This window comes from Candidatus Mycobacterium methanotrophicum (assembly GCF_023515995.1).
Lineage (GTDB): Bacteria > Actinomycetota > Actinomycetes > Mycobacteriales > Mycobacteriaceae > Mycobacterium > Mycobacterium methanotrophicum.
Genome location: NZ_CP097320.1, coordinates 355,741 through 381,917, shown reverse-complemented (window position 1 = coordinate 381,917; position 26,177 = coordinate 355,741). Strand labels below are relative to the sequence as shown.

Sequence of the window (26,177 nt, the reverse complement as noted above, 5' to 3'; positions counted from 1 at the left end):
ACGGCCACCACGCCAAAGCTGGCAAGACGACCCGGTAAACGGGCGTACGAAGCGTTATCGAGTTGGCCCGGCACTTCAGCGGCGGACAATCCCAGTCCGGCGAGCAACTCGGCGAAGAATTGCGGCTCGATTGCGCCCACGGCCATGTACTTGCCGTCCGCGGTTTCATCGCAGCGATAGAACGGAGCGCCGCCCGCACCCGGGGCCGTGTCTCTGTCAAGCGTGACCTTTCTTCACCGCGAGCACCCGCTGGCGTAAGCCCTCGGTCCCCGTGTCGATCGTCCCTTTGGTGGCGCGTTTCAGGACGAAGCCACGTGTAGGCCACGACTTGCTCGTCGGTGAGCCCGGCCGCCTTTATCTTCATCTTGGCTTTGCTCGGCCGTCCATCTTCGTGTCTGTCCAGGACCTCGGAGCTCTGATGCGGCGGCGACCACTCGGTCAGCGACTCCACATCGGCGATGACGTCGAGGAGCTCCGCCGGGGTCGCCTCGATGACTATTTCGCGGGTTTCATTGACTGCCATGTCCGGACGATAGCGAGGCGGCGCCGCGCGGACGGCGCTTTCGACCGCACACGCGTACCGTCGTCGTCGTGACTGTTCCTAGTGAATACGCCTACACAGTTGGTGACTACCTGCTCGACCGCCTGGTAGAACTCGGAGTTACCGAGGTCTTCGGCGTGCCCGGCGACTACAACCTCGAGTTCCTGGACCACATTGTCGACCATCCGGACATCCGGTGGGTCGGAAACGCCAACGAACTCAATGCCGGCTACGCCGCCGACGGGTACGGACGGCTCCGTGGGATGTCAGCTGTGGTAACCACATTCGGCGTGGGTGAGCTATCAGCGGCCAACGCGATCGCCGGAAGCTACGCCGAGCACGTGCCGGTGGTCCACATCGTCGGAGGACCTTCGAAAGACGCACAGGGCACCCGCCGGGCTCTGCATCACTCGCTGGGCGATGGCGATTTCGAGCACTTCTTCCGGATAAGTCGGGAAATCACCTGTGCCCAAGCAAATCTCATGCCGGCAACGGCCACCCGGGAAATCGACCGAGTGCTGTCCGAGGTGCGGGAGCAGCGGCGGCCCGGGTATCTGCTGCTGCCCATCGACGTGGCACGCTTCGAAACCGAGCGCCCTGCAGCCCCGTTGCCACACTACACCGGCGGTACCAGCCCACGGGCACTTGCTTTGTTTATCGAAGCCGCAACCGAACTCATCGCCGACCACCAGTTAACCGTGCTGGCGGACCTTTTGGTCCATCGCTTGAACGCCGTCAAGCAGCTCGAGGCGCTGTTGGCCGCCGACGTGGTGCCGCACGCCACGTTGATGTGGGGCAAGAGCCTCGTCGATGAGAGCGCGCCGACCTTCTTGGGCATCTATGCCGGAGCGGCCAGCGCCGAACCGGTGCGCCGGGCGATCGAAGAGGCGCCGGTGCTGGTAACGGCCGGAGTTGTGTTCACCGACATGGTCAGCGGATTTTTCAGCCAACGCATCGATCCGCTCAGGACCATCGACGTTGGAGTGGAGCAGAGCACCGTGGGCACTGCGGTGTTCGCGCCGCTGGAGATGGAAGCCGCGCTGGAGGCACTGACCTCGATTCTCGTCCGGCGTGGGATCACCTCGCCGGCGGTCGCAGCGACGTCCGACGACGTGCCGCTGCAATCCCCGGGCCGCCACGAGCCGCTTAGCCAAAAACTGTTGTGGGACCGGTTTTGCGAAGCGCTCACACCCGGCAATGTGGTGCTGGCAGATCAGGGCACCTCGTACTACGGCATGGCCACCCACCGTCTGCCCCGCGGCGTAACCTTCATCGGCCAACCGTTATGGGGTTCAATCGGATACACGCTGCCCGCCACACTCGGCGCGGGGCTGGCGGCCCGGGACCGCAGGCCGGTGTTGCTGATCGGCGACGGCGCCGCGCAGTTGACGGTCCCGGAGCTCGGCGCCTTCTCGCGGGAAGGGCTGTCGCCGGTCATCGTGGTGGTCAACAACGACGGCTACACCATCGAGCGGCTGATTCACGGGAAAGACGCACCCTACAACGACATTGTGGGCTGGAATTGGGCCGACATTCCCAGCGCCCTTGGTGTGACCAATCACCTGACGTTTCGGGCTCAAACCTACGGGGAGCTCGATGACGCCTTCATCGCAGCAGCGGATCACGGTGACCGGATGGTGCTCATCGAGGCGGTCGTGCCGCGCCTCGATGCGCCGAATCTGTTGACCGAACTGGCCCGGCCGACTTCTCCAGATGGCAGCACGCGGCGATGAGCGAGCGCAGTGCGTGCCGGCAGCGACCGCAGTCGGCGCCGGCGCCGCATGAAGTGGCGATCTGATTGGTCGTCGACGCCCCGTCGGCGACGGCGTCCGCCGCTTGGCCGGTGATGCCGTCACACAGGCACGCGAACATCGAGGGATCCGTTCACCCGTCGATCCGTATCATGTCGAAGAATTTGCCCACAAACACGGGCGGGTAGGCGCCCCTGCCGGCGCCATCGATCCACGGCGCAGCGGGGTCGGGGTGTTCGATCCACCGCCGTGCACGCTCGTCGTCGTCGAGCTCCTGCAGGATCATCACCTCGTGCCCGTCATCGAAGGCCCGGAAGAGCCGGGTTTCCCGAATGCCCGCAGCCTCGAATCGGCGCAGCGCACCGCGGATCTCGGCGACCAGACTGCCCACATCGGGTATCGATGCGGTCGCAGCGACCACGATGCCCGGCGCCGTTTCAGCCGGCGCGCCGGCTTTGAACCGTTCGACGATCTCACCGGCGAAGACCGCCGGAATGTCTCCTACGCCAACGGCGTCGAACCAGTCGAAGAACACCCGGGAGCGCAGCAAGTCGACAATCGGCTCGCGGCTGCGCACACCGATCGTCACCAGGACACGACCGTAGTCACGTGTCGACGTGTAGACCAGCACATGGCGCGCACCGATACCGGCGAGCGCCGATCTCCGGCTTTGCAGCAGCGGCCACACCTGTGCCGGGTTCGGCACGGAAAAGTCCGACGCGATCACCATCGAATGCGCTTGCGGATCCGCGGATCTCACCGAAGTCGGTCCTTCATCACCTTGCCTGTTGTGTCCAGCGGCAACTCGTCGAGAAACTCAAATGTACCGCGGCGCTTTGAAACCAGCCATCCGGTCGCGGCACCAGGCGATCAGATCATCCTCGGACACCGCCGCCTTTCGGCACGACGAACGCCTTGCCCACCTGGCCGAGCCGCTGGTCGGCAAACACCGATCACCGCGACTTGAGCAACCACGGGGTGTTCCAAGCGCCTGTCCGAGGGTTTCGCGCTTCCACCAGCCCGCTTCCTCATACCGCGTGAGCAGGTCAGGGGGAATATTGCGCATTGGCTCAGGACTCCGGCCGCAAACGTTAGGGTCATAGAAAAGTCAGTCGAGTCGTGAGTCAAGGGGCCGATGCTATTCTCCGCGCAGGAGAATGCCAATAGCGCACGATGGGAAGCGGCGCATGGTGGACGTCGAGTTCGACGCGGGTCTGGCCCTGCTGACCATCAACCGGCCGCACGCCCGCAAGGCCATTTCTCTGGACACCATGGACCAGTTGGAGAAGGCGCTCGATGCGGCTGAGGGCGATATCAAGATCGGGTTCCTCGACGCCGACCCGGTAGCGGGGCGCGACTCCGGCGGCGCCGCGGCGCCTGGCGCTTTTTTATCCGCGGCCAGTCCTGCTTGACCCAGGTGGCGATCGCCTCGTCGTCGCGTTCGACCGCGCGTCGCGCTGGGCGCTGTTTGCTCCATCTCAGCCGCTCCCGCAGCAGCGTCCACGTCTGCGTTTGGCCATAACGGACGCCGGTCAACGTCTCGATCACATCGGCCACCCGCGCCAGGGTCCACATCTCGGTCGGGAAGCCATTGGCCCGTGGGCCGTTCAGCAGTCCTGCTCGACCTGCGCCAGCTGCTCGTCGGACAGCTTCGGTAACCGGCCGGCCCGGCCCGCGCCGGCCGGCCCCTTCTTGCCCTCGGCCACGAAGGTCCGATGCCAACGCGACGCGGTCTGCGCCGTGACACCCAGCTTGTCTACTACGTCGGCCTGACGCTTGCCGCGGGCGAGCATGCCGGCTGCTGCCATCCGCCGGTCCTTGAGAGCTTGAAAGTCCCGCCGCGCAGGCACTCTGGAGCCCGTACCCGACCGCCGTCTACCAGACTTTCTTGCCACACGCCAATTGTCCTATACCGCAATGCGAATCCCACGCAGCGGCTCACCGTATTACCGAAATATCTTTAATTCGGGCTCTTCCGGGTCGGGTCATGCCGGTGGATCCTGGCCGCCAAGCCGAGGGGTTTCTCAGGCTTCAACCGACAAGATGAGCACGCCGACGGTGATGGCCAGGCCAACGGTGGCGTACCCGACGGCAAGGATCCCAGTGCGCGCTGTCATCGCGCCACTGCTTCGTGCTTTGCCGATCAGCACGACCACGATCGTCAGGGCGAACGCCATCGTCGCGGCGACGGATCGGCCCGGGAAGGGCAATTCCTTATGACGCAGCAGGATCAACATGCCGATGGCGAGGAACCCGATCGCCGTGCGCTCCCATGACAGTTGGGTGCGCTCGGCCTGCAGGCCGGCCTCGCCGGTCGGTGCGATCACGCTCAGATCCTAACCAGCACAACGATGACCAGGACAGCCACTGCCACCGAGGCAACGCCGACGGCGAAGGGGATGCGGCTAGTCGGCATTTCCGCTCCGCGGCGCATGGCCTGCTGCGTGCGCTGCCAACGCCGGACCGAGAGTGCGGCGAGCGTGCCGCCCGCGGCCACCAGCAGCACGCTGAGAGCTAGGCGCACGTCGCGAACGCTGAAATTCGGGGCGAGTTGCATCAGGGCGACCCCGCCGGCGACCAAGCCCAGCGACGTGCGAATCCACGCCAGGAAGGTGCGTTCGTTGGCCAGCGTGAACCGATAATCGGGTTCGTGTTCCTCAGTCGGTGTCACGGCGACGTCAGCGCGGTCACAGGGCGGGACAGTACTGCCAAACAGTCAGCAGTGTCTGTGAATCCGTCATCTTCTTTCAATACTCCTTCTGATTTATCGCCATTTCGCCCAAGTCGAAATTCGAAGTTTCGATCATACCCGGAACCTGTCAACCTGAATGAGGCGCCGTTGCGCGGTATTTACCGAGCGTCCTCCTTTGGATGGTTCGGGGTAAGCCCGAGGGGTCGGCCTGCCAATGGCCGCCGGACGGGCCGCAGCTGCGCTGCGGCTCTGCAGAGTGCGAGGGCCGAGGCGCTTTCGGGCCGCGCGACCACCACCGGGACGCCCCGGTCGCCGGATTCGCGAAGCTCGACGTCCAAAGGTATCTGTCCGAGAACCTGGCAACCGATTTCGGTTGCCAGTTGTTCGCCGCCACCGGCGCCGAACAACCTGCTGGGCTGCGCGCAGTGCGGGCAAACCAGTTCGCTCATGTTCTCGATGACTCCCGCGACCGGCATCCGCACCTGCTTTGCCAGCGCGCCCACTCTGCTGGCCACCGAACGAGCCGCCAGTTGGGGGGTGGTGACCGCTACCAGTGCGGCGTCGGGCAGCAGCTCGAGCACCGAGAGCGTCACGTCGCCTGTGCCTGGAGGCAGATCCAGGATCAGCACGTCAAGGTCTCCCCAGAAGGTGTCGGTGACGAACTGGGTGAGCGCCTTGTGCAGCATCGGGCCCCGCCACACGATCGGCTCGTTGGAGCCGACGAAGAAACCCAGTGACATCAAGGCGATGCCGTGCGCGTGGACCGGAATCATCCGCCCGTTCATCGCGACGGGTGCGCGGTGCACCCCGAAGAGCTGTGGCACGGAATATCCCCACACGTCGGCGTCGATCAGTCCGACGCGACGGCCCTGTCGAGCCAGCGCCACAGCGAGATTCGCGGCAATACTGGATTTGCCGACGCCGCCTTTTCCGCTTGCGACCGCGTATATTGCGCGCGGATCTGAGGGGGCGCGGCCCTCGATCGCGTAACGAGCGGCGAGGTCACGTTCGTCGGGCGACATTGTCGATAGTCTGACCTCGCAGCGCTTCACCCCGGCGACCCTCTCGGCTGCGGCCGCGACATCGTGTCGAATCTGTTCGGACATCGGGCAGTTCGGGGTTGTCAAAGCGATGTCGACGCGAACCCGGCCGCGACGACCGGCCCCGACGTGTCGCACCATGCCCAATTCAGCTAGCTGACAACGAAGTTCGGGGTCGACAACATCACCCACGGCTGAACGTACCTGGGAAGCGAGCATCTGCCGGTCGGTCACGGCGCCGACTCTGCGAGCGTTGCCAACACCGCGGCACTGCGCGCGGCGCGGGCAGCCCACCACTGCGAGGTTGGGTCGCCTCGTTCGCCGTGACGGATCGCCCACGTTTCGGCGTGCGCGCAAAGCCACCGCAGTGTGGCCCGTTTGTCTTGGCCGAGCATCGCTTTCAGCGCGAACCGACGCTCCCCGCGCCGGTATCCCACGCCGATAGCCGCTGCCCCGGACCACAAGGCGCGATGGGTGAGCACCATTCCGCATTTGATCGGACTGACCACGGCGTCAAGCAACTCGTCGAATCCGCAGGCTTCGTCCAGAGGATCGGGGGCCGCGCGCAACGCCAGCGGCAGCGATCCGAAGGCCCGTACTCGGGGCTGCTCTTCGGTCAGCGCCGCCAGGGTGAGGTCGGCCCACGCCGTGATCGCATCGCAGCCCAGATCCGCGACGGCGCAAAGATAACCGGCCGCCCAAGACCAGATGTGTTCGAAGAACAGTGCATCGGCGACGAGTCGATCATGGTCGGCGCCGGTGTCCCGCAGACCGGCGTAACACATCAACAGCACACCGAGATGGTCGGCGTCGGCGGGGGGATCTACGCCGGCCGCGCGCCAGAACCCCTCGATTCGGTCGAGCCCTTGCCCGCCCAACGCGCCTTGCGGGTTCAGGTGGATAGCCGCATGCGGCGGCGCCGCCAGGATGAATGTTTCGGTGTGGTCGGCGGCGCTGATGCGGGGAAGGCTCAGGGCGTCGGTCACCTGATCGGGCGCCGGCGGCGGCGAGTAGGCGACCGCGCCGAGCGCACGGAGCAATTCGCAGCGGCCGGCGGCGGCCTGCAGCACAACATCGGCCGTCGTCACCGGGCTGGAATCCGGTAGGCGTCATCGGATGGCTTGAGCGGACGCAGCAGCCAATGCGGACGGCGGGTTCCATCCGGTGTCACCATCGGCGCGGTGCGCGTCATCGCCAGCCACTGGCGATACACCTCGCGCGCCTTGGCGGTGTCCACGCAGATGTCGCCGGCCCGATCCTCAGAGCCGGCTGGCCTTACCCGCACCGCCTGATGCCAGCAGTGCATTCCCGAGATCGGGTCGGGGTGAACCGGGAATACGAGGTTTTGGTGCACACCGGTGTCACCCCACCAAATGCGCTGAGTATCAGGGTCGCTGCTTTCATACGGTTGTACGGGCCGCAGCCGTCGCATCGACCAGGCGGGCCCGTCGCGGTCCAGGTCGACGACAGCCATCATGGCGCGCGCCCCGTTCGGCTCGGCCGCGGTGCGCCAGCGCCCCATATGATGGCTGCAGGCGACCACGCCCGGGCGGATGCCCTCGGTGATCCAGGCTTTGGCGACGAAATGCCCGATCGCGGTCTCGACCCGCACCAGGTCACCGGTTTTCCCAATACCGAACCGTGCCGCGTCGGCGGGGTGAATCCACACCGGATTGGTGTGGGCCAGTTCATCGAGCCACTTGGAGTTGGCGCTGCGGGTGTGCACCTGCGTCGGCAGCCGAAACGTCGAGAGCAGCACCACCTGATCGTCGGCGAGCTGATCGGGATGCACGTGGCTTTTGATGTAGCCTGGCAGCGCGTGCTCGGGCCAACCCCATGCCGCCACCGTCGACGAATAGAACTCGAGCAGACCCGACGGGGTCGGAAATCCCCGCAGGATCCGCCCGTCCACGCGCACCCCGACCGCCCGTCGCCCCTGCGAGTCGGGCTGCGGCGACGCGACCGGAACCACATTGACGGCGTCGCGTTCGGGCGCGGCGGTATACACCCGGCCGGTCGGGCTGACATGCGAATCCAGCAACTCCTCGGCGGGAACCTCGTGTTCGTAGATCGCGCCGACACCCCGCGCGATCTCAAACGCCCCGTAGCGGCGCATGAACTCCAGCGCAGTCAAACCTTCCTGCGCGGCCCGTTCGGGCAGCCCCGGCACGGAGTTGTCGAACATCCAGCCGTAATACTCATCGACGGTGAGCTTTTCGCCGGGCCGGGCGCGCGACTCGTGGTATTGGCGGATGCCCAGGCTGCCGTCCGGGTCGATCCGCCAGGACAGCTCGATCCAAAACTCGTTCTCCTCCCACACCTCGCCCGGGTTGACTTGGCGGGTGTCGCTGATCGACTCGCCCAGCCGCTGCCGCGCCTCGCGCAGCACGGGCTGCCGAAACCCGATCCACTGGCCGTCGTACTGCTCGTAGGAGTGGCTGTCGTGCCGCTCTGAGGCATGCCCCATCGGCAGCACCCAGTCCGCCAGATACGCCGACTCGCTCCACGTCGGGGTCAATGCGACATAGCAGCCGACGGCCTGCTCATCGGCGAGCACCTCCATCCACGACAAGCCGTCGGGATTGGTCCACACCGGGTTGTACACCCGGTTGAAGTAGACGTCGAGGCGGCCACGACCGTCTTTGATCAGATGCGGCAGCAGGAACGACATCTCGTTCTGGGCCAGTGGATACTCCAGTGGCCAGCTGAGATCCTGCCACACCGCCGGATGCGGCGGTGTGTGAATCGGCTTGGGCACGAACTTATTCCAGGCGTTGGGAAACGTGCCGCCCTCAGTGCCCACCGCGCCCAGCAGCGCCGAGAGCAGGAACACCGTCCGCGACACCTGCCATCCGCCGAGATTGGCGGCGGCGGCCGAACGCCAACAGTGCGCGGCGAACCGGGTGCCGGCCTGGGCCACCGTTTCGGCGACTGCCCGCAGCGTCTTCGCGGCGATTCCGGATTCGGCGGCGACAGCGTCGAAGGTGTACGCGTCGTACAAGCGGCGAAGCTCGGCTTCGAACGAGGCGAAGGTCGGGGGCAGCTCGGGCGCGCAGGCTTGCAGGTACTCAGCCCAGTTCCACCACCGGCGGACGAACTCCCGGTCGTAGCCACCGGTGGTGATGAGGTGGCGGGCAATGGCCAAGTTGATCGCAGCCTCGCTGCCGGGCTTCGGCGAAAGCCAGTAATCGGCGTGTGTCGCGGTGTTCGACAACCGGGTGTCGAGCACGATCAGCTTGGCTCCGTTCGCCCGGGCCTCGGTGATCCGCTGCGCGTGCGGGTTGAAGTAGTGCCCGGTCTCCAGATGCGAACTGATCAGGTAGATGACCTTGGCGTTGGCGTGGTCGGGGCTGGGTCGATCTATACCCATCCAGAACTGGTAGCCGGTGCGGCCCCCGCTCGAGCAGACGTTGGTGTGCGAATTGTGGCCGTCGACCCCCCAGCTGGCCAGCACCCGTTCGGTGTAGCCGTCCTCGCCGGGGCGTCCGAGGTGCACCATGATCTCGTTTTGCCGGTTCTCGGTGATCGCGGCGCGCAGGCGTTGCGCGAGCGCGTCGAGCGCCTCGTCCCAACTGACGCGCTGCCACCGTCCGCCGCCGCGAGGACCAACGCGTTTGAGCGGGTAAAGGATCCTGTCGGGGTCGGTGACCTGATTTATAGTCGCCGGGCCCTTCGCGCAGTTTCGCCCCCGCGACCCGGGATGTTCGGGATTGCCTTCGAACTTGCGGACCTGCAGCGAGTCCCGGTCGACGTAGGCCAAAAGCCCGCAGGCCGATTCACAGTTGAAACACGTCGTCGGCACCAGCAGGTAGCTGTGCTCGACGCGCCGCGGCCACGACCGCGAGTCCAGCTCCACCCAGTTGTCCCAGCGCTCTTTAGGCGGAAACGACGCCAGATGGACAGCGCTGGGACCCTGATAGAAGGTCTCGCCGCGCTGCTCGACGGCATGGCGGGCCGCCGACACCCGCCTGGCGAGTTGGTCGATCTCCGCTGATGTGGATTTTCGCATCGCTGTTCCTTTCCCAGCCTCACGTCCCAGCCTCACGCCCCAGCCTCAAGCCCCAGCCTCAAGCCAACGGAACCGACTGCCCGGCTTGGACGTATGCGTGTTCGTGGGCCAGCAGCCCGATCAGCACGCACGGCACCACGGGCCAACCGATCCACGGCGCGGCAACCGCCACCGCGACACCGCCGATGCCGACCCAGAAGAACGGGGCGAACCGGCCCCAGACCATCTCGTGGATCGCCAGTTCCGCGTGCGCGGTGACGTGCGGCAGCGCCACCTCAGCCCACACCAGCAGCATGTGGACGGCGGCGGCCGCCATAACGATCGTGATGGCTACGAATGTCCGGTGCGGGGCATAGCCGGCGGCCAGCGAAAACGGCAGCAGGCCAGCCGCGCCAGCCAGTACCGACTGCAACGTCAGATGGATGGGAAGCAAAGCGCTTTGCCACAGGTCGCGAGCTTTGGCCTGGGCGAACAGAAAAGCGGTGTAGTACGCGGTGACAACCGCCGAGGGCACTGCAATGATTCCGCTGAGCCGTTGCAGCCACCCCACACCGAAGATGACGGCCAGCAGGTACACGCTGAGGATCCCGCCGTAGCCGGCGAGCATGAATCCTCCGCGCACCAGCCAGCTACGCCACTGGTGCCGGGTGAAGATCAGATAGAAGCGAAACGGGTGCTTCAGATCCCAGGTCAAAAGGACGCCGGTGATCGCCAAAAACACCAGCGAACCAACCGGGGCGACCCATCTTGTCAGCGCGTCGTTCCAGCCGTTCACACCAAACAGCGTCAAGGCTATCGCGACCATCAGCAGGCCGGCCGCCACGCTCTTCGTCCACGTGTAGAGACTCACCCGCCATCCCCACGGCGCCCGATGGGGGACGTCGTAGGACACCAGCGCTGCCGCTGAGGAGGTCGGACCAGCCGAGTGGCCCGCCGCCACCAATTGGACATCGTTGGGCCCCTGAGTCGCCCACGCGTAGAGGCCGCCGTCCGGCCGGCGCGCCGCCAACGGATCCAGCGTGGCCTGGTGGGCGCCAAGGTAAAAGACCCCCGGCGCGGTTTCCTTTTCCGGTCGTCGCACCACAACAGGATGCCGGTAGATAAGCTCAGTGACCTTAGCGGAAGGATCCTCTAAGTCCCCGACAAGAATCGCCTCGGTGGGACACACCGTCACGCATGCGGGTTCCAACCCGACGTCGAGACGGTGGGCGCACATATTGCACTTCTCCGCGGAATGATCCTCCGGGTTGATGAATATGGCGTCATAGGGGCATGCGGCCATACACGCTTTGCAGCCGATGCAGATGCTCTTGTCGAAGTCGACGATCCCATCGGGGCGCTTATACATCGCCCGAGTGGGGCAGGCTATCACGCACGGGGCGTCGGTGCACTGATTGCACCGCGTCACCTGAAACGCGCGGCGCGCAACCGGGAACTCGCCGACATCCACAGATTTGACGTAGGTCCGGTTCACGCCCAGCGGAACCTCGTTCTCGCTTTTACATGCGGCGCTACACGCGTGGCAGCCGATACAGCGAGTCTGGTCGAGAACCTTCACCCACCGCCCGACTTCGGGGGAGTCAACAGACATCTTCCTGACTTTAGCGCGTGATCGGCTTGGCTGGTCCGCCGGCGCAACCTTCGCGCTCACATTCGGGTCAAGCAACTCGCACGCCCCACTTCCGTATGTGGTAGCTGGCCTGGTCTACCGGCTTCCGGTGCCGGTACAGCCGTTGAAGGCTTTCGGGGCAATCGCGATCGCGCACCGTTTGGGCTCCGATGACATCGCCGCAGGCGCCCTCTTGATGGGTTTGATCTTTGCGGCGCTCGGGGCGTCGGGCTTGTCGGATCGGATCGCCAAAGTGTTTCCGCTTCCTATCATTCGGGGCGTTCAGCTGTCGGTGGGACTGCTGTTTTGCCAGTTGGCGTGGCAACTGGTGGCCGCGACGCCGAACACATTCACCGACCACCGGCACTCAATCTGGCGGCTGGCCGGCGCGACCGCGGCGGTCATCGTAGCGGCGCTGCTGCTGCGGCGCCACCAGATCACGCTGGTCTTCGTCGCCCTGGCCGCAGTGGCGATGGTGCTGACGTTCCACGGCTCAGTCACCTTCGGCCCGTCGGCGGTGCACAGCCCGCACCTGAGCAGGACCGCGTTCACTGCCGCGGCAGCCGCCTTGGTGGTGCCGCAGTTCCCGTTGTCATTCGCCAACTCGTGCCTGGCCACCGCGGACGCTGCGCGCACCTATTTCGGCGACGCCGCCGCGCGGGTGCGCCCGGGGCGCCTGGCAATAACCATGGGTCTGGCCAACCTGTTCGCCGGCGGCATCAGCGGGATGCCAGTATGTCACGGCGCGGGCGGAATGACAGCGCATCGCAGCTTCGGCGGCCGCAGCGGCGGTGCGCCAATCATGCTGGGGAGTGTGCTAATACTGCAGCGGCTTTCGACGCTGGGCTTCGACCCGACCCGTTTCCAGACCGAGCCGCCAGCCTGCTACCGGGCCTCCTAATGAGTATTAGCGGGTCCGGCCTTCGGGCAGACTTGCTACGGTAGCGGCCGGTGGGTGAGCACTGATGCCTCCTGGATTTCGAGTCCTGATGTCAGATCGTCGCCCCCACCGGTTCGCCCGGGAGAAGGGATCGCTGATGGGATGTCGTGCCCGCCCCGCGTGGCGTGAGCACTGCTTCATTAGGTTGCCGAGAGCTCTCCCGCACGCTGCCGGGCTGTAACCCGGACAACTGCAGACAGGAGCGAGGAGTGGCGAAATTGCTGTACGTGGGCGACGATTGGGCGGAAGATCATCACGACGTCGAACTGATGGACTCGGCGGGACGCAGGCTGGCCAGGGCGCGGCTGCCCGAGGGCGCGGCCGGGATCGCGCGGTTGCACGCGATGATCGGCGCCGAGCTGGGCGCCGACGCCGACATGGCCGAGGTGGCGATCGGAATCGAGACCGACCGGGGCCCGTGGGTGGCCGCGCTGATCGCGGCCGGATACACCGTGTACGCGGTGAACCCGCTGTCGGTGGCCCGGTACCGGGAGCGGCACAGCGTCTCCGGCGCCAAGAGCGACCCGGCGGACGCACACACGCTGGCCGACATGGTCCGCACCGACTCGCACCAGCTGCGCCCGGTGGCCGGCGACAGCGCGGCAGCCGAGGCGGTGAAAGTTGTTGCCCGCTCGCACAAGACGATGATCTGGGACCGCACCCGCCACACCCAGCGGCTGCGGCACGCGCTGCGCGAGTACTTCCCCGCCGCGCTGGAAGCCTTCGACGATCTCGACGCGGCCGATGCGCTGGAACTGCTCGGCAGAGCCCCCGACCCCGCGTCGGCGGCGAAGCTGAACCGCAGCCAGATCCGGGCCGCGCTCAAACACGCCGGTCGCCGCGACATCGACACCAAGACCAGCCGGATCCAGGACGCGCTGCGCGGCGAGCAGCTCGGCCGCGACCCGGTGATCACCACCGCGTACGCGGCTGCCACCCGCTCGATCGTGGCCGTGCTCACCACCCTCAACGAGCAGATCGCGATCCTGCAAGAGCAGGTGGAGGAGCATTTTCACCGGCACCCGGACGCTGAGATCATCCTGTCGCAGCCCGGCCTGGGACCGATCCTCGGCGCCCGGGTGCTCGCCGAATTCGGCGACGACCCAGCACGGTACGCCGACGCGAAGGCCCGCAAGAACTACGCCGGAACCAGCCCGATCACCCGCGCCTCCGGCAAGAAGAAGGTCGTGCTCGCGCGGTTCGTGCATCAGGACAGGCTCATCGACGCGCTGATGACGCAGTTCTCCGCGCTGCGCGCCTCGCCCGGCGCACGCGCCTACTACGACAAGCAACGCGCCCGCGGCCTCGGCCACAACCCCGCGCTGCGCCAGCTCGCCAACCGGCTCGTCGGAATCCTGCACGGCTGCCTCAAGACCCGCACGCTCTACGACGAAGCCACCGCCTGGCCGTCCCACAATCAAGATCAACAAACCGCCGCTTGACATTTAAGCTCCTGGGATGTCTGACAGCTACCCGGACCGGACTCACACCGGCAGGCGACGACGAGCTTTTTTTGATCAGGTCATGACCTAAACAATCACCTCCTGACCACTGGGCGCACCGGCTGCAGTACTAGGCGATCAAACGAAGCCGCTCCGACATTGGCCCGGGCAGCTTTCACCTGCCTCTTGACAAACCAGGCCTACATATCAGGCGTCAGTTGCCTGTGTCGTTATGCGGGCGTGTCGCTACTACGTGTCCGAGCCGCGTCCGGCTGGCGGGGCTGTGGTTGGACGAGGACCGCAGTGAAAAGCCAGCAGCGCGAAGCGATTCTTCAGGAGGTGGTTGGCGTAGGTTGAGCGTGAACAGCAGGTGCTCGACGCATTTTCGTCGCGTCGTGTCAACGTCGGCCGACACCCTGGCGGACGACTACGACGTCGCCGATCTGCTGCACACCTTGGTGGCGCAGTGTCGAGTTGCTCGACGTCGCCGCGGCTGGCCCGACGCTGGCCGATCAGCGGGGTAGCCGGCAGGTGCTGGCGTCTTCGGAAAGGAAAGTCCATAATTTTGCCTGGGCAATCAACTGGCCCGCCTGGAAATCCGGCTGATGTTCGAGACGCTGCCGCCACGAATCAAGCACATCGGGCTAGCGGGAGACGTCGCAGGGTGCGCAGCGACTTCGCGAACGGGATCCAGCGGTACCGATCCGCGTCACCACTCACCGAGGGGAGTAACCGTGCGTGCGCTGTGTGTTTTGCACGACGCCGTGTCGTCCACCGGCCTGATCGGCGATGCGCTGTCCGATCGACGCTGGAAGGTGGATGAATTCCTGGTGGTGCCTGCGGATCGACACGACTCACCGAACATCGAGGTGTCCTTTCCGGACAATTCGGACTACGACCTACTGGTGGTGCTAGGCGCGCCGTGGGCCGCCTATGACGACGTGGGCATAGGCCGATGGCTAACGCCCGAGCTACGGTGGCTGTCCGGGGCGGTCGCGGCCGGCGGTGCCGTGCTCGGCATCTGTTTCGGCGCCCAGGTACTGGCACGGGCGCTGGGCGGTTCGGTCGCCCGGTCGAAGGACCCGGAAGTCGGTTGGGTGCGTATCGACTCCGACGTGCCCGCGCTGATCCCGGCCGGCCCGTGGTTCCAATGGCACTACGACAGTTTTACCCCGCCACCGGGCGCGATCGAACTGGCCAGGAACGCCGCTGCCGTGCAGGCATACCGGGTCGGCCGCAGCCTGGGCGTGCAGTTTCATCCGGAGGTAACCACGGCCGGAATCAAGCGCTGGTTGGACAACGGGGAAGAGACGCGGGCCCACCCCCACGTCGTAGATCCAGCCGAACTGCTCGCAGAGGCTGATCGGCAGGCCGTCGCGGCACGCGGCCGCGCGGACGCGCTCGTCGCGGGCTACTTGGACCGGGTATTTCGTTTGTAACGATGGGAAATCTTGGGCTGGCGGCTGTTGGCCACGTCGAAGTAGCGATAGCTGCTAGCCGGCGTGCCGTGGCGGCCATCATGGCCGCGCTGGCCGAAGTCGAACTCGAACTTGGCCGCGAGCGTGATGTCGTGTCCCGGCAATCCCGCCGCGCGCGGGATTGCCGGCCACCGAACCCCCAACTCAGCGCTGAGCGCCAAGAGCAGTTGCTCCGTCTTGCCGCGACCGGTGAACTTGTGCGCGGTCTGGCCGAAGCATTCGGGATGGGACGGGCGACCGCGTGCCGCTATCTGAAGAGTTGATCCTAAGGGGGCCCCGAGTTGCGGTTGGCGACAAGGAGCAGAACTGTCTGAGGGAAACCGTTTCCGTTAGGTTTGGGGGTATGGCGTAGGTTTGGGGGTATGGCGGCTGGTCCCGATGGTGGGGATGTGCGGCGGCGGGCCGGCTGGTTGCCGCTGGATCAGGATGATTTGGAGTCCTGGCTTGAGGGGCACCGAGAGCGGGTGGAAGCAAAGGGTGAGCACGTAGCGCTCCATCCGGTGCTTACCGAGCTCCAAGAGTTGATCGACACCGACCCGGTGGTGCGGTTGTACGTCAACGAGATGATCTCCCAAGTGCCGCGAATCAAGCGGTACCGCAAACGGCACCTGGAGAGTGTGCCGCAGCTGGTGCGCCTGATCAATGAGGTGTTGACGATGGCGCCCGAGTTCGGTGAGAACGTGGTAACTATCCCGCTAGGCGCGATCTTGGACTGGGCGACGGGAACCCCGGCGGGGTTGGCCGCTTTCCGCGACCCACGCATCAACGCGATGCTGAAGAAGATCCTGACCGCGTGGTGTGAGTTCCTCAGCGGCCCCGATTCGCTTACGTGCTCAACGATTCGCCCACGGGCTGGAAGTGTGCTGCGGCCCAACGGGCGGTGGGGATCGAGCAATATGAGCACGACCCGCACGACGAGCACTGGGGCTTTGTCTCCTGGAACGACTTTTTCACCCGACGCTTCACCGACGGTGCACGTCCGGTCGCCTCACCGCAGGACGACACGGTGATCGTCAGTGCCTGTGAGTCCACGCCGCACCGGATCAGCACCGACGTTCAGCGCCAGGACCGGTTCTGGATCAAGAGCCGACCCTATTCGCTGCAGGACATGCTGGCCAACGACGACTCGGTCGAACAGTTCGTCGGCGGAACCGTCTACCAGGGCTTTCTGAGCGCCACCAATTACCACCGGTGGCACAGTCCGGTCGCCGGGACGATCGTGCGGGCGTTCCTGAAGGAGGGCACCTACTACTCCGAAACCGACTCGCAGTCCTACCTGGCCCATGTCGCCGCGCGGGCGATCTTCCTCATCCAAGCCGATGATCCGGTCATCGGCCTGCTGGCCTTCGTGCCGGTCGGCATGGTGGAGGTCTCCTCCTGCAACATCCACCCGAACATCACGGCGGGCTACCACATCGCCAAGGGCGAAGAACTCGGTTACTTCCAATTCGGCGGCTCCACGCACTGCCTGGTCTTTCGCCCCGGCGCGATCGCCGACTTCACCCTCGCGGCCATCCCACAGCCACAGAACCCCCACGCGCCGCTAGTACGCGTCCGATCACAGCTCGCCACCGCCAACACCACTGCGTGAGGCCGGGCAGACGGGGATCTGAGCAGGCGCCTGATCCCAGACAGCTCCTGGCCGGCGGATCGCCGGAGTGCAAAAGTACACCCCGAACGACCAACCGTCGAGGGGTCGCCGTGGCTGTCCAGCCAGGTTCGCCCCTAACTGGCAGGCGGTTCCCCGCGACTAGTACACGTTCAAGGCCGGCGTCCTGCAAACATCGCCTGTAGCTTCACGAGGCATATTTCCGGCACGAATCTGTCTGCGCAAGCAACGCCAACGTCCGGCGTGGCGCGCATTCTCTCTGGCCAGTTCCCCACCATCGAAGGGATGCACGTTTACTGCGGTAAGTATGCAGGTAGCCCGCATATCTCGGGCTGCACAATGGAGATTTCTACCGATAAACGGCGCAGCGTCCTACGATTCGCCGCGCTGGAGGCCCAGACGGGTGAGTAGCATCGCGTCGTCCTGCGACATTCCGTCGATGTACTCGCCGTCCCAGGCCATGTCGCCGGCAATGGCCACTACCTTGCCCATGTGCTCGCGGAAGCTCTGACCGACGGAATGGCAGATCGCCAGCGTCGAGTACAGCGTGGGCAGCGGATCGTGCCAACCACTGCCTGCGTCTCGCACCTGTGCGAGGTCACCGATCGTCTCGGGCAGACGGTCCAGACGATCAGCGAAGCCATCGGCCAGCACGGCGAAAGCGAGCTGCACTCGGCCCCCAGGCTGGAGCACGAACGTCTCGGGCCGCGGGGCGAGCAGCCCCGCCGCCAGCTCTTCTCGCGGCATCAGCAGCAGGCCGTCGGTGGCGCGTGGATTGCACTCCACGAAGGTCAGGCCGTCATCGGTCATCAGGAAGTCAAAGGAGATCTGGCCCGTATAGTCCAGCTCGGCCACGATCGGCTCGATCAGCTTCAGCGACTCCGTTGCGTCGACAGCCTCGAACTGGATGCCCGTGCTGTGCTTCCGCTGCCGAGGGATTCGGTACATCAGATGCGCACTGACACGGCCCTGGTGAGCGGTGCTGTAGGTGCAGACCGTCTCACCGTCCACGAACGGCTGCACCAGCCAGGGCGACGCCGGCGTGGGTTGGACCTCGGATATCTCCAGCGCGCCGGCCAGCGGACCAGTGTTAGTCAGACAGCCGGCCCCGCCGCGCGAAAAGGCGGCGCGCGCAAAGTACCTTTCGAGGTGATCGATAGCCTCACGCAGCTCGCCGTCGGAGGCCACTAGGACGGCCTCGGTGTTGCGCGACGCTGATTTTGAGGATGGTTGCGACACTGACGGTGCACACGGTTTCGTGCGGTTTGGGGCGTCAGCTTGACGATGGGACACGCCCAGCCGTCGGCGAATATGCGCCCGGGAGGCCGGGTGGTGTGGTGAACAACACAGACTTCACCAATTTTTCGGTGCCGTGGATTCAGCCGGACCGGTCGGGCGGTGGCCGCAGCAGACGGCCACCTGTGATGAGCACGATCAGCTGCCATCCCGAGGCCTCCAGAACGGCGCCGAAGAAGCGCCGGACGGCCGCGGCAGCACCCAGTGCATCGACCGCGTACGCCAACGGTGTTCGGTCCGCTACAGGCAAGACGGGGTCTTCACGGGCCAGGTTGACCCGGCCGTGCACCTCGGCGGCGCGCTGGCAAAGCCATGGACTACCGGTACGTGCCGCGCGCAGCCAGCCACGCACCGTATCGGCGGGCACACCCAACCGCTCGGCGATCGATCGATGCCCCTGGCCGGCGGCGGCGGCCAGCAGTGCCGATCGATGGTGTCGGCGTCGTCGGCCCGGCCGGGCACGCACCAGGCCGGCAGGAGCACCTGCGTGCGGCCGCAGGCCGGGTTGATACAGCGCACCCGGGCCGGACGCAACTGACGGCGTGCACCGCCGCGGGTACGCACCGACCGCGACCGCGCAAATCCATGCTTGCGGAACCGCCCACCACAGCCCGGGCACACCACTCGCCCTTCGCGCAGCCCCGCCTGGGTCTCGTGAGGGTCGGCAACGACGATCACCGCGATGGGCTCCTGGCATAGATTCCACAGTCTCCTCGCCCGCTGACATCGACAAGGGGCGATCGGTGTTGCAGGCTTGCAAACCACCTCGGGTCAGCGCAACCACCGGCACACCGCGTGCCCCCTACCGGAATCGCCCCTGGTCCGACCCAGTCACCGCGACACCATGACCACCAGAGCTGATCAAGAACACTGACGCCAAACCCCTCCGTGGTCGTCATACACCGTGACGCTCAACACTCTCGGCGATCGGAAGCCCGAGGTGCTTGACCAGCCGCGCGAACGCCCCCTTGTGATGCAGACGGGCCAGCGTGGCAAACGGCGAGGCAAAGATCTTCGTGACCCGACTGAGCCGCTCGATCTGAGTGGAAATGTAGAAGACCTCTTCGAAAGCCGGGATGATCACGTCGATCTCGTACTCGCCGACGATCCGTTCGAGCTCGGCGAGGAAGCCCACCGTGTCGCTGCGCGCCGGCGGATAGACGAAATGACCCGCCAAATACTTCGAATGGTTCCCCGCCGACAGCATGTGGTCGTCGCCGGCATAGACCTCGCAGCCCTCAGCCGCCAGCATGCGCACCATCCCCAGCGCGAACGGCATCCGCGAGCTAGTGACCAATACCTTCATGGGTCCATCTTGGGTCAAACCCCAACGCAAGGAACACGCGCAAGCAAGAGCCGCCGAGGTCACCGAGTCACTGGGCACTGCATATCGACCTACATCGCACGAGCACTTCGGCCCCGACTGGAACCGATTTCCGATCGCTCTCCTCCACCACGCCAGGGCTCCAGCGTCTGAGATCAAGTTCGAATACGGGACTATCTCATGCCAGCATGAAATCCGTGGCACAAGCCCGCATCGGCGTCGTCGGTCCCCGCCTTCGTGGATCGATCCCGGCGTCGTCGGTGCCACATGGCTGGAAATACCGCCGGGGAAAGAGAATCGGGTGAACAGCTTCTTCAGTCCGGACTCGTCGCGGCTGACGTCGGGATAGATCTCCGAAATACCTTGAGATAGTCGGACACTCCCTCGCGTGTCTTACCTGCGGTTTCGCAGGCGAAATCAAAGATATCACATAAGCACAGCGTTGTATGCGTCCGAAGATCACCCCCGCGCTCGCCCGGCTCGACCCGCGGGCCGCGCTGCGGCGAAGCGCCCGGCGACGCCAGCGCCGCCAGATCCGGGACTGGCGGCGGGTAGCCGCCCAACCCACCACCGATGAACCCACCACCGAGAGGAATCACAAAAATGCATGACCAGATGCTCCGCGTCGCCTGCACGCTGCTCGACCTCGACGCCCTCGCCTGCCCGGAAGCGCAGGTGACCCGCCGCATCGCGCGGCGCGTCGTCAGCGCCGCCAAAGACGCCCCGCCCAGCGAGTACGGGCTGGCGATGCGCAACCTGGCGGCCGCGAGCCTGCGGCTGTTCGCCGACAACGGCCCCGACGTCCGCGCCGAGTGGGTCGCGGCGCGCGCCGAGCTGGACCAGCATTGGCCCCTCGTCGGCGCGTAGAGGCACGAACATGGCCGGCCCGGCGTTGTGGTTACCGTTGCGGTAGCCCCACGCCGGGCCGTCTGAGAGGCTTACAGGCCCCGATGAAGGCGAACCGGCCGGCCGAGGACCACGGTGAACGCGACGACCCGCCCGGCGGTGAGCGCCCAAGCTGTCCCAAACCCCCCTTGACTTTTCTTGCGCCCAAACAACTTTGGGGTACCACATCCCGGTCAAACCGCGCAACAGCTTCATGGACGGCCTCGGCCGCAAAGCGTTGGGCGACACGGCAAGCCTCCCGGCGACGGAGTCCACCATCGGCGGCGGGTTCGTCGGGCAATTGCCGCCAATTCAAACGCCGTTCGCCGTCGGTATTGGCTATGAATTGACAAGGGTCGCAGGGCTTTTCCCCGGAGCGATGATGCCCGGCCCGTCAGCTACCTGGCTGTCGCACACGTCAAACACCAACGAGCCCAACCGGGTTCCCGAGGGCAACACGAAACCCTATCTCGGCCCGATCATCGCGGAGAACCAGGTCATCCCGCAGAAAATAGCCAGCATCGTCAACTTTTCTTTGGAAGCATGGCAGGACACCGGCAGCTACGGTGAGGCGGCGTTCGCCTCTCGGCTCCCAGTCGAATTGGAGCGCGCCGTCTGGAACACCGAAAGCCTCTACCTGTTGCAGGCGACCACCGGCAGCACGAACGCCATCGAGGGCGGCCCGGTTAACGCGAGCTTCGACGGCATCTTGAACGTGTCGGGCACCTTGACCCGCGAGGTCGCCACCGGCGAAAACCCGTTGGACACGTTGAGCCAGGCGTTCAACGATGTGCGTGTCGGCCCGGCGTTCTCCTGGCCGGACTTAATGCTTGTGCACCCGACGACGTTCAACGCGCTGCGCCGCATCAAGGACTCCGAGGGTCGCTACGTGATGAACCTGCTGGCCGGCCCCCTGGGCTTGACGGCAGACGGCTCCGCCCCGGTGTGTCAGCCGGCTTTGGAAGCCAACGTCTACAGCATCACCCCGCAAGGGTCTTCGCCGTTCGCCGGGCATCTGTGGGGTGTGCCGGTGGCGCTGACCACGCAGGTGCCGTTGGGCACCGCTGTGGTCACCTCGGTCGCGGCAGGTGGCGGCATGTACTGGACACGCCTGGCGATGCTGATCATGTTCAACATGTGGAGCGGCGGAGAGTGGGAGAATAACTTGCAAAGCTTCCGCGCAGAGGAACGTATCGCCCTCTCAGTGCAGCGCCCCTCGGCGGTCAACATCGTCACAGGTTTGCCGACCTCATGACCGCGCTGACCCCTAAGCGGGTGAAAGCCGGTCTGCATCAGCCGGTCCCGGTCGAGGACGCCCCGAAGTTCCCGTTCCATGACCCGAAGCTGGCCGTCAAACCGGAGGTGCGTTTCATCTCCGGGGGCGACGAGGAGGCTGACTCGGCGCTGGCCGTGGCCATCGAAGCGGCCACCCCGAGGCTGACCGTGCGAGTCTGCGCGCCGTTCCGGGTGTCCCACGGCGGGCGCCACTACAAGGGCGGCGACATCGTGGAGGTTCCCGCCGACCAGGAACACCGCTGGTGGCTTGCCGCCGGCTGGGTCCAACTAGCGCAAGGAGAAAACCCGAAATGAGTTATCAGACAGGACAAGTCAACGTCGGCACCACGCCCACGTTGATCGCGATGACCGGCTACCCGCCCGACAACGACGGCATCCTGGTCACCGCGTCGGCGGCGTGCTTCGTGGGAGGGCCCGACGTGTCGACGTCTACCGGCTATCCCATCCCGGCGTCGACCGCGGTCCTGATTCCCACCAGCGGATCCCATTCCGGCTCCACCGAGGGCGGCCTGTACGGCGTCGTCGCCTCCGGCACCGCAACCGTGTCGTTCATCGTCCCCGGCTAAAGAGAGAGAACACCATGGCCTACAAACCTCAGCTGCGCCAAGACGCCCCGCCGTTCCCGCCTGGGCGCGTCGAGCACAACCCGGCCCCCACCTTCCCCGGCGCGCCCACAGAGCAGATCCCCCGCGTAGGCGGCACACCGCCCGGCTCGGCGGTCACCTGGCCCGCCCAGCCCACCGCGGAGGGCACCACAGTTCGCCGCACCATCGCGGCGGTGGCCCCGCGCGGCCCGGACCTGTCCGCCCGCCCGGTCGAATACCCGATCGACTCCGATGGCTAGCCCGTTCGTGGCGCCGCAGTTCCCGCAGCCCACCAGCAAGCCGGCCCCGAAGTTCCCGGCCAACGGGCTCGTGCAGCAGCCGACCACCGTGCCGCCCGGCTCCCCGAAAGTGCAAGACGCCCAGGACACGGCCAGCCTGATTCACGACTTCGGCGGTTTCCCTGATTTTCCCGGCCCGGTCACCGCGGCACCGCACGGCGATGAAGGACCCCCCGAAACGCCCACTCCCCAACGCCTTACAGCGACACCGGTGGCGACGACTTCTCCGCCTACCTGTCCGCGTTCGCCCAGCGGCAAAGCGCCGTGCAGCCCTTCATAGCGGAGCCCTGATGGCCGACATCACCTACCCCACCATCGACGGCTGGGTCATGCCCAACCCCGAACCCGGCCTAGAGCCCTACGCCGGCCTCGACATCCGCGACTCATGGTCAGCGGTCCAGCAGCAGGCGTGGCGCGTCGAACGGATGATTTAGACCCGGCCGCCGGCCCGCACGTTTGTCACGATTCTGGCGGGCCGGCGACCGCACCACCGACACGGTGTTCAACTGTCACCTTGTACTACAGTTGAACGTCACCATCGACGACCTTCGACCGTCACCATCGAGCGGCGGAAATGTGTCAGGTGTTCAATTTCGAACACCTCGGCAAGCGCGTCCTCATCAAGATCAGGTGTTCCATTTTGCTACAGTTGAACGTATGGATGATCTACCTGACAAGCGGACCGGCGGCATGAGCATACGTGCGATCGCCACAGCCCTCCGCGTCAGCCCAAACACCATCCTCAAGGGTCTACGCGAATCCCCCGGCTACGCACCGGACGAAAACGGACGTATCGCCGTCCGCCGCGTGCAAGGCATCGACGGCAAGATTCGGCCCAGCCGCCGCTTCGACACCACCGCCCGCGACGACGCCATCCGATCAATGCGCGAAACCGGCTCAACCATCCGCGCTATCGCCGCCGAACTCAACTGCTCCATCGGCACCGTCCACCGCGTGCTCAGCAAAAGCCAGCAAACAATACAGACACGCTAAGGAATCTCGAGCAAACTAGAGAGTCTGGCTAAGCATTCCCTAGGGGGGCTTCCCACCATGGCGTTTCCGTTTCGCGACCCCCCTCCCTAACGCCAACAAGGAATTTACAACATTTTCTTGTTTTTGAACCTCGCACGTCTCTGATGTCATGAAGGAGCGGGGCCTCCGCTCCTCGTGTCCGTTCCGAGCGCGCATGCTCGGGGTGCTCACGTTTGTTACGACGAAGGAGGCCCCTGTGAGCGAATTGTATGAGGGTCGGCAATTTGTCGGTATGGATCTGCATCGTCGCCGATCGGTGTTGGTGCGGATGGGCGAGACCGGCGAGCACCTGGAGACGGTACAGATTCTCAACGACCGTGACGTGCTGGCTGAGGTGATATCTCGTGCCGGTGAATCGCCGGACGTGGTGCTGGAGGCCACTTACGGGTGGTACTGGGCCGCCGATGCGCTCGCCGAATTGGGAGCGACGGTGCACCTGGCGCACCCGCTCGGGGTGAAGGCGTTTTCGTATCGGCGGGTCAAAAACGACCAACGCGACGCCGCAGATCTGGCGGATTTGCTGCGGATGGGGCGACTGCCGCATGCGTGGATCGCGCCACCGGAAACCAGAGAGCTACGAGAACTCGTGCGGCGCCGGGCCAAACTGGTCGCGATGCGATCACAGTGCAAGGCCCATGTGCATGCGGTTCTGGCCAAGGGCGGTGTCTGGGCGCCGATGAGCGACCTATTCGGCGTCGAGGGGAACCTCCTGCTGGACAAGGTCACAATGCCCGCCCCGTACAAGGAGCGGATCGCGTCGCTGCGCCGGTTCATCGAAGGGTTCGACGCGGAGATCGACCTGTTCACCGGGCTGGTGCAGCGTCGGCTGAACCACGACGCCGGTTACACCGCGATCCAGCAGATTCCCGGCATCGGGCCGGTGCTGGCGGCGGTGTTCGTCGCCGAGATCGGTGACGTGCACCGCTTCCCTGGCCCCGCCCAGTTGACCTGTTGGGCCGGGCTGACGCCCTCCCACCGCGAATCCGACACCGTGGTGCACCGCGGCCGGATCACCAAACAGGGCTCGCGGCTGGTGCGGTGGGCGGCCATCGAATCGGTGAAGATCCTGCCCAAAACCAGTCACATCGGCGCGATCCGCGAACAGGTCGCTCATCGCCGCGGCAACCGCAATATCGGCGCCGTGGCTGCCGCCCGAAGACAGCTCGAACTCGTCTTCTACGGGCTGCGCGATCACCACATCCGTGCCCTGCGCCACCCACCGCGGGCGGCGTGAACTCCCAGACTCGGTCGGTTGCGGATCGTGCAGGTCATGACCCCCGAACCCGGCGAGGTCGCCCCTTCTGATTGATCCCGACCGACCGTCCCTGCGAACCGCTTCATGCCGCACACCGCGGCGAAGGAATGACCGGCAGCCCCATCGCCTGCCCCGCACCGGGAAACCGGCACTGAAGACGTCGACGACCACTTTGTTACCCAAGTCGAAAGCACAACAGCCGACTCCGACCTCCCTGCCCTGAACAGCATGCGCCGAACGGCGTCGGCGTCAAGGCCCTACGGCCGCTGCGCGGTCGGGCTCCGCCCGAGCCTTGACCCCGGCGCCTACTTCGACGTGCCCAGCCAGGACCAGGAAGCTCGCAGAACGAATCAAAACAATACAGAAATTAGGTCTTGACCGGCCCCGCTCCTTCAGAAATGACCTGCGTAAATACGTTGGTATGGTTCTGTGACCTGCGTAAACGCACCCTGTGTGCAATAGCGACCTGCGGAAACGCCAGCAAACGCCGGCGACCGTCGCCCGGTTTCCAGCAAACGTTGGGGGAGGGGCACCCCCGCGCGGGGCGCGTCACCATGCCGTGGTTGAGGCCGCGCGGGGGCATCCGTCTTGAGAGGTGCCCGCGCGGACCTCGGGGAAAGGGTTAAAGGCGCGCGGGGCTCCCGGTACAAGCCTAGTTCACACTCTCACTCGATTTCGCGTCCGCTCATCGGCACGGCTTGCCGGCCTTGTCCTTTTGAGGTATTCGGCCAGCCCGAGAACGTATTCCGCTGGCGTGTAGCCGGTGCCCTCCGCTGCGGCCTCGACCTCTTTAACACAGTCCTCGTCGAAGCCGCAAAATTCGATGATCAGGTCGTATATGTGCAGTAGGTCGTCGAGGCGGCAGCTGGGCTGGCGTTCGATGACGAGTTGCTGTATTTCGTGGGCTCCGGCGACGGCCGAGGGTTTCAGGCCTGGCGGCAGGAATTCGTTCACCAGCGTGTCGGCCAGCTTGGTTTCCGGTACGAAGCGCGTCTCGCCGGTTTGGGTGTGTGCGATCTTAATGATCTGCGCCATGACTGGTGATGCCTTTCTTGGTTGTTCCGGTCCCTGCGGCCGGCAGGCCGCAGGCGTTCC

The 26,177-nt window shown here is 65.5% G+C and carries 30 protein-coding genes and 6 pseudogenes; 18 read left to right on the top strand and 18 right to left on the bottom strand.

The genetic code is table 11. From position 1 onward, the window contains the following. Positions 1–35: 35 nt before the first annotated feature. Positions 36–194, bottom strand: a pseudogene (locus tag M5I08_RS02065) (CoA transferase); the annotation flags it as partial. Between the two features lie 22 nt (positions 195–216). Then, positions 217–523: pseudogene (locus M5I08_RS02060) on the bottom strand (SRPBCC family protein). 68 nt (positions 524–591) lie between these two features. Here M5I08_RS02060 and M5I08_RS02055 point away from each other — a divergent pair. Further along, positions 592–2,274 (top strand): alpha-keto acid decarboxylase family protein, encoded by a 1,683-nt coding sequence (locus tag M5I08_RS02055; protein WP_219067584.1) that lies wholly within the window; start codon positions 592–594, stop codon positions 2,272–2,274. On the opposite strand, the gene M5I08_RS02050 is transcribed toward M5I08_RS02055, so the two are convergent. The 3 genes and pseudogenes from M5I08_RS02050 to M5I08_RS02040 form a co-directional block, all read right to left on the bottom strand. Continuing rightward, positions 2,183–2,413 carry a (2Fe-2S)-binding protein gene (locus M5I08_RS02050; RefSeq protein WP_219067583.1) on the bottom strand — a complete coding sequence of 77 codons (231 nt, stop codon included), beginning with the start codon at positions 2,411–2,413 and terminating at the stop codon, positions 2,183–2,185. The genes M5I08_RS02055 and M5I08_RS02050 overlap by 92 nt on opposite strands. A gap of 12 nt (positions 2,414–2,425) precedes the next feature. Next, positions 2,426–3,022 carry a fatty-acid--CoA ligase gene (locus tag M5I08_RS02045; protein WP_219067647.1) on the bottom strand — a complete coding sequence of 199 codons (597 nt, stop codon included), beginning with the start codon at positions 3,020–3,022 and terminating at the stop codon, positions 2,426–2,428. 26 nt (positions 3,023–3,048) lie between these two features. Further along, positions 3,049–3,279: pseudogene (locus M5I08_RS02040) on the bottom strand (AMP-binding enzyme); the annotation flags it as partial. A 200-nt stretch (positions 3,280–3,479) separates the two neighbouring features. Between M5I08_RS02040 and M5I08_RS02035 the strand changes: the two are divergent. Continuing rightward, positions 3,480–3,602, top strand: a pseudogene (locus M5I08_RS02035) (enoyl-CoA hydratase/isomerase family protein); the annotation flags it as partial. Between the two features lie 4 nt (positions 3,603–3,606). Here the strand turns inward: M5I08_RS02035 and M5I08_RS26455 are convergent. From M5I08_RS26455 to M5I08_RS02000, 8 genes are all read right to left on the bottom strand, one after another. Next, positions 3,607–3,867, bottom strand: a complete 261-nt coding sequence (locus M5I08_RS26455) for a helix-turn-helix domain-containing protein (RefSeq protein WP_370328559.1) — start codon at positions 3,865–3,867, stop codon at positions 3,607–3,609. A gap of 32 nt (positions 3,868–3,899) precedes the next feature. Then, on the bottom strand, positions 3,900–4,100 hold the full coding sequence (locus M5I08_RS02030) for a helix-turn-helix domain-containing protein (RefSeq protein ID WP_249763058.1): 201 nt from the start codon (positions 4,098–4,100) through the stop codon (positions 3,900–3,902). 216 nt (positions 4,101–4,316) lie between these two features. Then, the gene (locus tag M5I08_RS02025) at positions 4,317–4,619 is read right to left on the bottom strand and encodes a DUF202 domain-containing protein (protein WP_219067580.1); all 303 of its coding nucleotides are present in this window, start codon (positions 4,617–4,619) and stop codon (positions 4,317–4,319) included. Between the two features lie 2 nt (positions 4,620–4,621). Further along, the gene (locus M5I08_RS02020; RefSeq protein ID WP_219067579.1) at positions 4,622–4,963 is read right to left on the bottom strand and encodes a YidH family protein; all 342 of its coding nucleotides are present in this window, start codon (positions 4,961–4,963) and stop codon (positions 4,622–4,624) included. A 179-nt stretch (positions 4,964–5,142) separates the two neighbouring features. Beyond that, positions 5,143–6,243: an Mrp/NBP35 family ATP-binding protein gene (locus M5I08_RS02015; RefSeq protein WP_219067646.1), complete on the bottom strand. Its 1,101-nt coding sequence runs from the start codon at positions 6,241–6,243 to the stop codon at positions 5,143–5,145. An 11-nt stretch (positions 6,244–6,254) separates the two neighbouring features. Beyond that, the gene (locus tag M5I08_RS02010) at positions 6,255–7,112 is read right to left on the bottom strand and encodes a molecular chaperone TorD family protein (RefSeq protein WP_219067578.1); all 858 of its coding nucleotides are present in this window, start codon (positions 7,110–7,112) and stop codon (positions 6,255–6,257) included. Further along, a complete protein-coding gene (locus M5I08_RS02005) occupies positions 7,109–10,033 on the bottom strand; it encodes a molybdopterin dinucleotide binding domain-containing protein (RefSeq protein ID WP_219067577.1) in 2,925 nt (974 codons plus the stop codon). The genes M5I08_RS02010 and M5I08_RS02005 overlap by 4 nt, the downstream gene beginning before the upstream one ends. A gap of 58 nt (positions 10,034–10,091) precedes the next feature. After that, entirely contained in the window at positions 10,092–11,624 is a 1,533-nt protein-coding gene (locus tag M5I08_RS02000) for a 4Fe-4S dicluster domain-containing protein (protein ID WP_219067576.1), read from the bottom strand. 97 nt (positions 11,625–11,721) lie between these two features. Between M5I08_RS02000 and M5I08_RS01995 the strand changes: the two genes are divergently transcribed. The 7 genes and pseudogenes from M5I08_RS01995 (at position 11,722) to M5I08_RS01970 (ending at position 17,093) form a co-directional block, all read left to right on the top strand. Next, complete coding sequence (locus M5I08_RS01995) at positions 11,722–12,543, top strand: putative sulfate/molybdate transporter (protein WP_249763057.1); 822 nt, start codon at positions 11,722–11,724, stop codon at positions 12,541–12,543. Between the two features lie 257 nt (positions 12,544–12,800). Continuing rightward, on the top strand, positions 12,801–14,024 hold the full coding sequence (locus M5I08_RS01990) for an IS110 family RNA-guided transposase (RefSeq protein WP_249763280.1): 1,224 nt from the start codon (positions 12,801–12,803) through the stop codon (positions 14,022–14,024). Positions 14,025–14,419: 395 nt separating this feature from the next. Next, positions 14,420–14,548 carry a hypothetical protein gene (locus tag M5I08_RS26100; RefSeq protein WP_256469581.1) on the top strand — a complete coding sequence of 43 codons (129 nt, stop codon included), beginning with the start codon at positions 14,420–14,422 and terminating at the stop codon, positions 14,546–14,548. A 210-nt stretch (positions 14,549–14,758) separates the two neighbouring features. After that, positions 14,759–15,463, top strand: coding sequence for a type 1 glutamine amidotransferase (locus M5I08_RS01985; protein ID WP_249763056.1), 705 nt, complete (start codon positions 14,759–14,761; stop codon positions 15,461–15,463). Between the two features lie 2 nt (positions 15,464–15,465). Continuing rightward, entirely contained in the window at positions 15,466–15,765 is a 300-nt protein-coding gene (locus tag M5I08_RS01980; RefSeq protein WP_370328557.1) for a hypothetical protein, read from the top strand. A gap of 99 nt (positions 15,766–15,864) precedes the next feature. Continuing rightward, a pseudogene (locus M5I08_RS01975) lies at positions 15,865–16,272 on the top strand (phophatidylserine decarboxylase associated domain-containing protein); the annotation flags it as partial. A 59-nt stretch (positions 16,273–16,331) separates the two neighbouring features. Beyond that, on the top strand, positions 16,332–17,093 hold the full coding sequence (locus M5I08_RS01970; RefSeq protein WP_370328556.1) for a phosphatidylserine decarboxylase: 762 nt from the start codon (positions 16,332–16,334) through the stop codon (positions 17,091–17,093). A gap of 390 nt (positions 17,094–17,483) precedes the next feature. On the opposite strand, the gene M5I08_RS01965 is transcribed toward M5I08_RS01970, so the two are convergent. From M5I08_RS01965 to M5I08_RS26450, 4 genes and pseudogenes are all read right to left on the bottom strand, one after another. Continuing rightward, positions 17,484–18,299 carry an ATP-grasp domain-containing protein gene (locus tag M5I08_RS01965; RefSeq protein ID WP_249763054.1) on the bottom strand — a complete coding sequence of 272 codons (816 nt, stop codon included), beginning with the start codon at positions 18,297–18,299 and terminating at the stop codon, positions 17,484–17,486. Positions 18,300–18,489: 190 nt separating this feature from the next. After that, positions 18,490–19,026, bottom strand: a complete 537-nt coding sequence (locus tag M5I08_RS01960; protein ID WP_249763053.1) for a helix-turn-helix domain-containing protein — start codon at positions 19,024–19,026, stop codon at positions 18,490–18,492. 276 nt (positions 19,027–19,302) lie between these two features. Next, entirely contained in the window at positions 19,303–19,686 is a 384-nt protein-coding gene (locus M5I08_RS01955) for an ATP-grasp domain-containing protein (protein ID WP_249763052.1), read from the bottom strand. 270 nt (positions 19,687–19,956) lie between these two features. Then, a pseudogene (locus M5I08_RS26450) lies at positions 19,957–20,088 on the bottom strand (phosphoketolase family protein); the annotation flags it as partial. 246 nt (positions 20,089–20,334) lie between these two features. Between M5I08_RS26450 and M5I08_RS01945 the strand changes: the two are divergent. The 9 genes from M5I08_RS01945 (at position 20,335) to M5I08_RS01905 (ending at position 25,061) form a co-directional block, all read left to right on the top strand. Beyond that, positions 20,335–20,598: a hypothetical protein gene (locus tag M5I08_RS01945; protein ID WP_219070782.1), complete on the top strand. Its 264-nt coding sequence runs from the start codon at positions 20,335–20,337 to the stop codon at positions 20,596–20,598. 232 nt (positions 20,599–20,830) lie between these two features. Beyond that, positions 20,831–21,871: a phage major capsid family protein gene (locus M5I08_RS01940; RefSeq protein ID WP_249763051.1), complete on the top strand. Its 1,041-nt coding sequence runs from the start codon at positions 20,831–20,833 to the stop codon at positions 21,869–21,871. Beyond that, positions 21,868–22,206 carry a hypothetical protein gene (locus tag M5I08_RS01935; protein ID WP_219070786.1) on the top strand — a complete coding sequence of 113 codons (339 nt, stop codon included), beginning with the start codon at positions 21,868–21,870 and terminating at the stop codon, positions 22,204–22,206. The genes M5I08_RS01940 and M5I08_RS01935 overlap by 4 nt, the downstream gene beginning before the upstream one ends. Continuing rightward, a complete protein-coding gene (locus M5I08_RS01930; RefSeq protein WP_219070788.1) occupies positions 22,203–22,478 on the top strand; it encodes a hypothetical protein in 276 nt (91 codons plus the stop codon). The genes M5I08_RS01935 and M5I08_RS01930 overlap by 4 nt, the downstream gene beginning before the upstream one ends. A 14-nt stretch (positions 22,479–22,492) precedes the next feature. Then, on the top strand, positions 22,493–22,756 hold the full coding sequence (locus tag M5I08_RS01925; RefSeq protein ID WP_219070790.1) for a hypothetical protein: 264 nt from the start codon (positions 22,493–22,495) through the stop codon (positions 22,754–22,756). Next, positions 22,749–23,075: a hypothetical protein gene (locus M5I08_RS01920; RefSeq protein WP_219070791.1), complete on the top strand. Its 327-nt coding sequence runs from the start codon at positions 22,749–22,751 to the stop codon at positions 23,073–23,075. Before M5I08_RS01925 ends, M5I08_RS01920 begins: the two co-directional genes overlap by 8 nt. Before the next feature lie 10 nt (positions 23,076–23,085). Beyond that, entirely contained in the window at positions 23,086–23,229 is a 144-nt protein-coding gene (locus M5I08_RS01915; protein ID WP_219070793.1) for a hypothetical protein, read from the top strand. Between the two features lie 196 nt (positions 23,230–23,425). Continuing rightward, positions 23,426–23,788, top strand: coding sequence for a helix-turn-helix domain-containing protein (locus M5I08_RS01910; protein ID WP_249763050.1), 363 nt, complete (start codon positions 23,426–23,428; stop codon positions 23,786–23,788). A 235-nt stretch (positions 23,789–24,023) separates the two neighbouring features. After that, a complete protein-coding gene (locus M5I08_RS01905; protein ID WP_249763049.1) occupies positions 24,024–25,061 on the top strand; it encodes an IS110 family RNA-guided transposase in 1,038 nt (345 codons plus the stop codon). Positions 25,062–25,739: 678 nt separating this feature from the next. Here the strand turns inward: M5I08_RS01905 and M5I08_RS01900 are convergent. Next, positions 25,740–26,117: a hypothetical protein gene (locus tag M5I08_RS01900; protein WP_219070891.1), complete on the bottom strand. Its 378-nt coding sequence runs from the start codon at positions 26,115–26,117 to the stop codon at positions 25,740–25,742. Positions 26,118–26,177 lie beyond the last annotated feature (60 nt).

Bases quoted from the DNA above. Each gene is read 5' to 3' on its own strand.
- M5I08_RS01940 (WP_249763051.1), top strand. From the start codon at position 20,831: ATGGACGGCCTCGGCCGCAAAGCGTTGGGCGACACGGCAAGCCTCCCG.
- M5I08_RS02005 (WP_219067577.1), bottom strand. From the start codon at position 10,033: ATGCGAAAATCCACATCAGCGGAGATCGACCAACTCGCCAGGCGGGTG.
- M5I08_RS01935 (WP_219070786.1), top strand. From the start codon at position 21,868: ATGACCGCGCTGACCCCTAAGCGGGTGAAAGCCGGTCTGCATCAGCCG.
- M5I08_RS01945 (WP_219070782.1), top strand. From the start codon at position 20,335: ATGCATGACCAGATGCTCCGCGTCGCCTGCACGCTGCTCGACCTCGAC.
- M5I08_RS01900 (WP_219070891.1), bottom strand. From the start codon at position 26,117: ATGGCGCAGATCATTAAGATCGCACACACCCAAACCGGCGAGACGCGC.
- M5I08_RS01925 (WP_219070790.1), top strand. From the start codon at position 22,493: ATGGCCTACAAACCTCAGCTGCGCCAAGACGCCCCGCCGTTCCCGCCT.
- M5I08_RS01980 (WP_370328557.1), top strand. From the start codon at position 15,466: ATGGGAAATCTTGGGCTGGCGGCTGTTGGCCACGTCGAAGTAGCGATA.
- M5I08_RS01930 (WP_219070788.1), top strand. From the start codon at position 22,203: ATGAGTTATCAGACAGGACAAGTCAACGTCGGCACCACGCCCACGTTG.
- M5I08_RS02000 (WP_219067576.1), bottom strand. From the start codon at position 11,624: ATGTCTGTTGACTCCCCCGAAGTCGGGCGGTGGGTGAAGGTTCTCGAC.
- M5I08_RS26455 (WP_370328559.1), bottom strand. From the start codon at position 3,867: ATGTGGACCCTGGCGCGGGTGGCCGATGTGATCGAGACGTTGACCGGC.
- M5I08_RS02050 (WP_219067583.1), bottom strand. From the start codon at position 2,413: ATGTTCGCGTGCCTGTGTGACGGCATCACCGGCCAAGCGGCGGACGCC.
- M5I08_RS01955 (WP_249763052.1), bottom strand. From the start codon at position 19,686: ATGCCGTTCGCGCTGGGGATGGTGCGCATGCTGGCGGCTGAGGGCTGC.
- M5I08_RS02030 (WP_249763058.1), bottom strand. From the start codon at position 4,100: ATGGCAGCAGCCGGCATGCTCGCCCGCGGCAAGCGTCAGGCCGACGTA.
- M5I08_RS01915 (WP_219070793.1), top strand. From the start codon at position 23,086: ATGGCCGACATCACCTACCCCACCATCGACGGCTGGGTCATGCCCAAC.
- M5I08_RS01920 (WP_219070791.1), top strand. From the start codon at position 22,749: ATGGCTAGCCCGTTCGTGGCGCCGCAGTTCCCGCAGCCCACCAGCAAG.
- M5I08_RS02015 (WP_219067646.1), bottom strand. From the start codon at position 6,243: ATGCTCGCTTCCCAGGTACGTTCAGCCGTGGGTGATGTTGTCGACCCC.
- M5I08_RS02045 (WP_219067647.1), bottom strand. From the start codon at position 3,022: ATGGTGATCGCGTCGGACTTTTCCGTGCCGAACCCGGCACAGGTGTGG.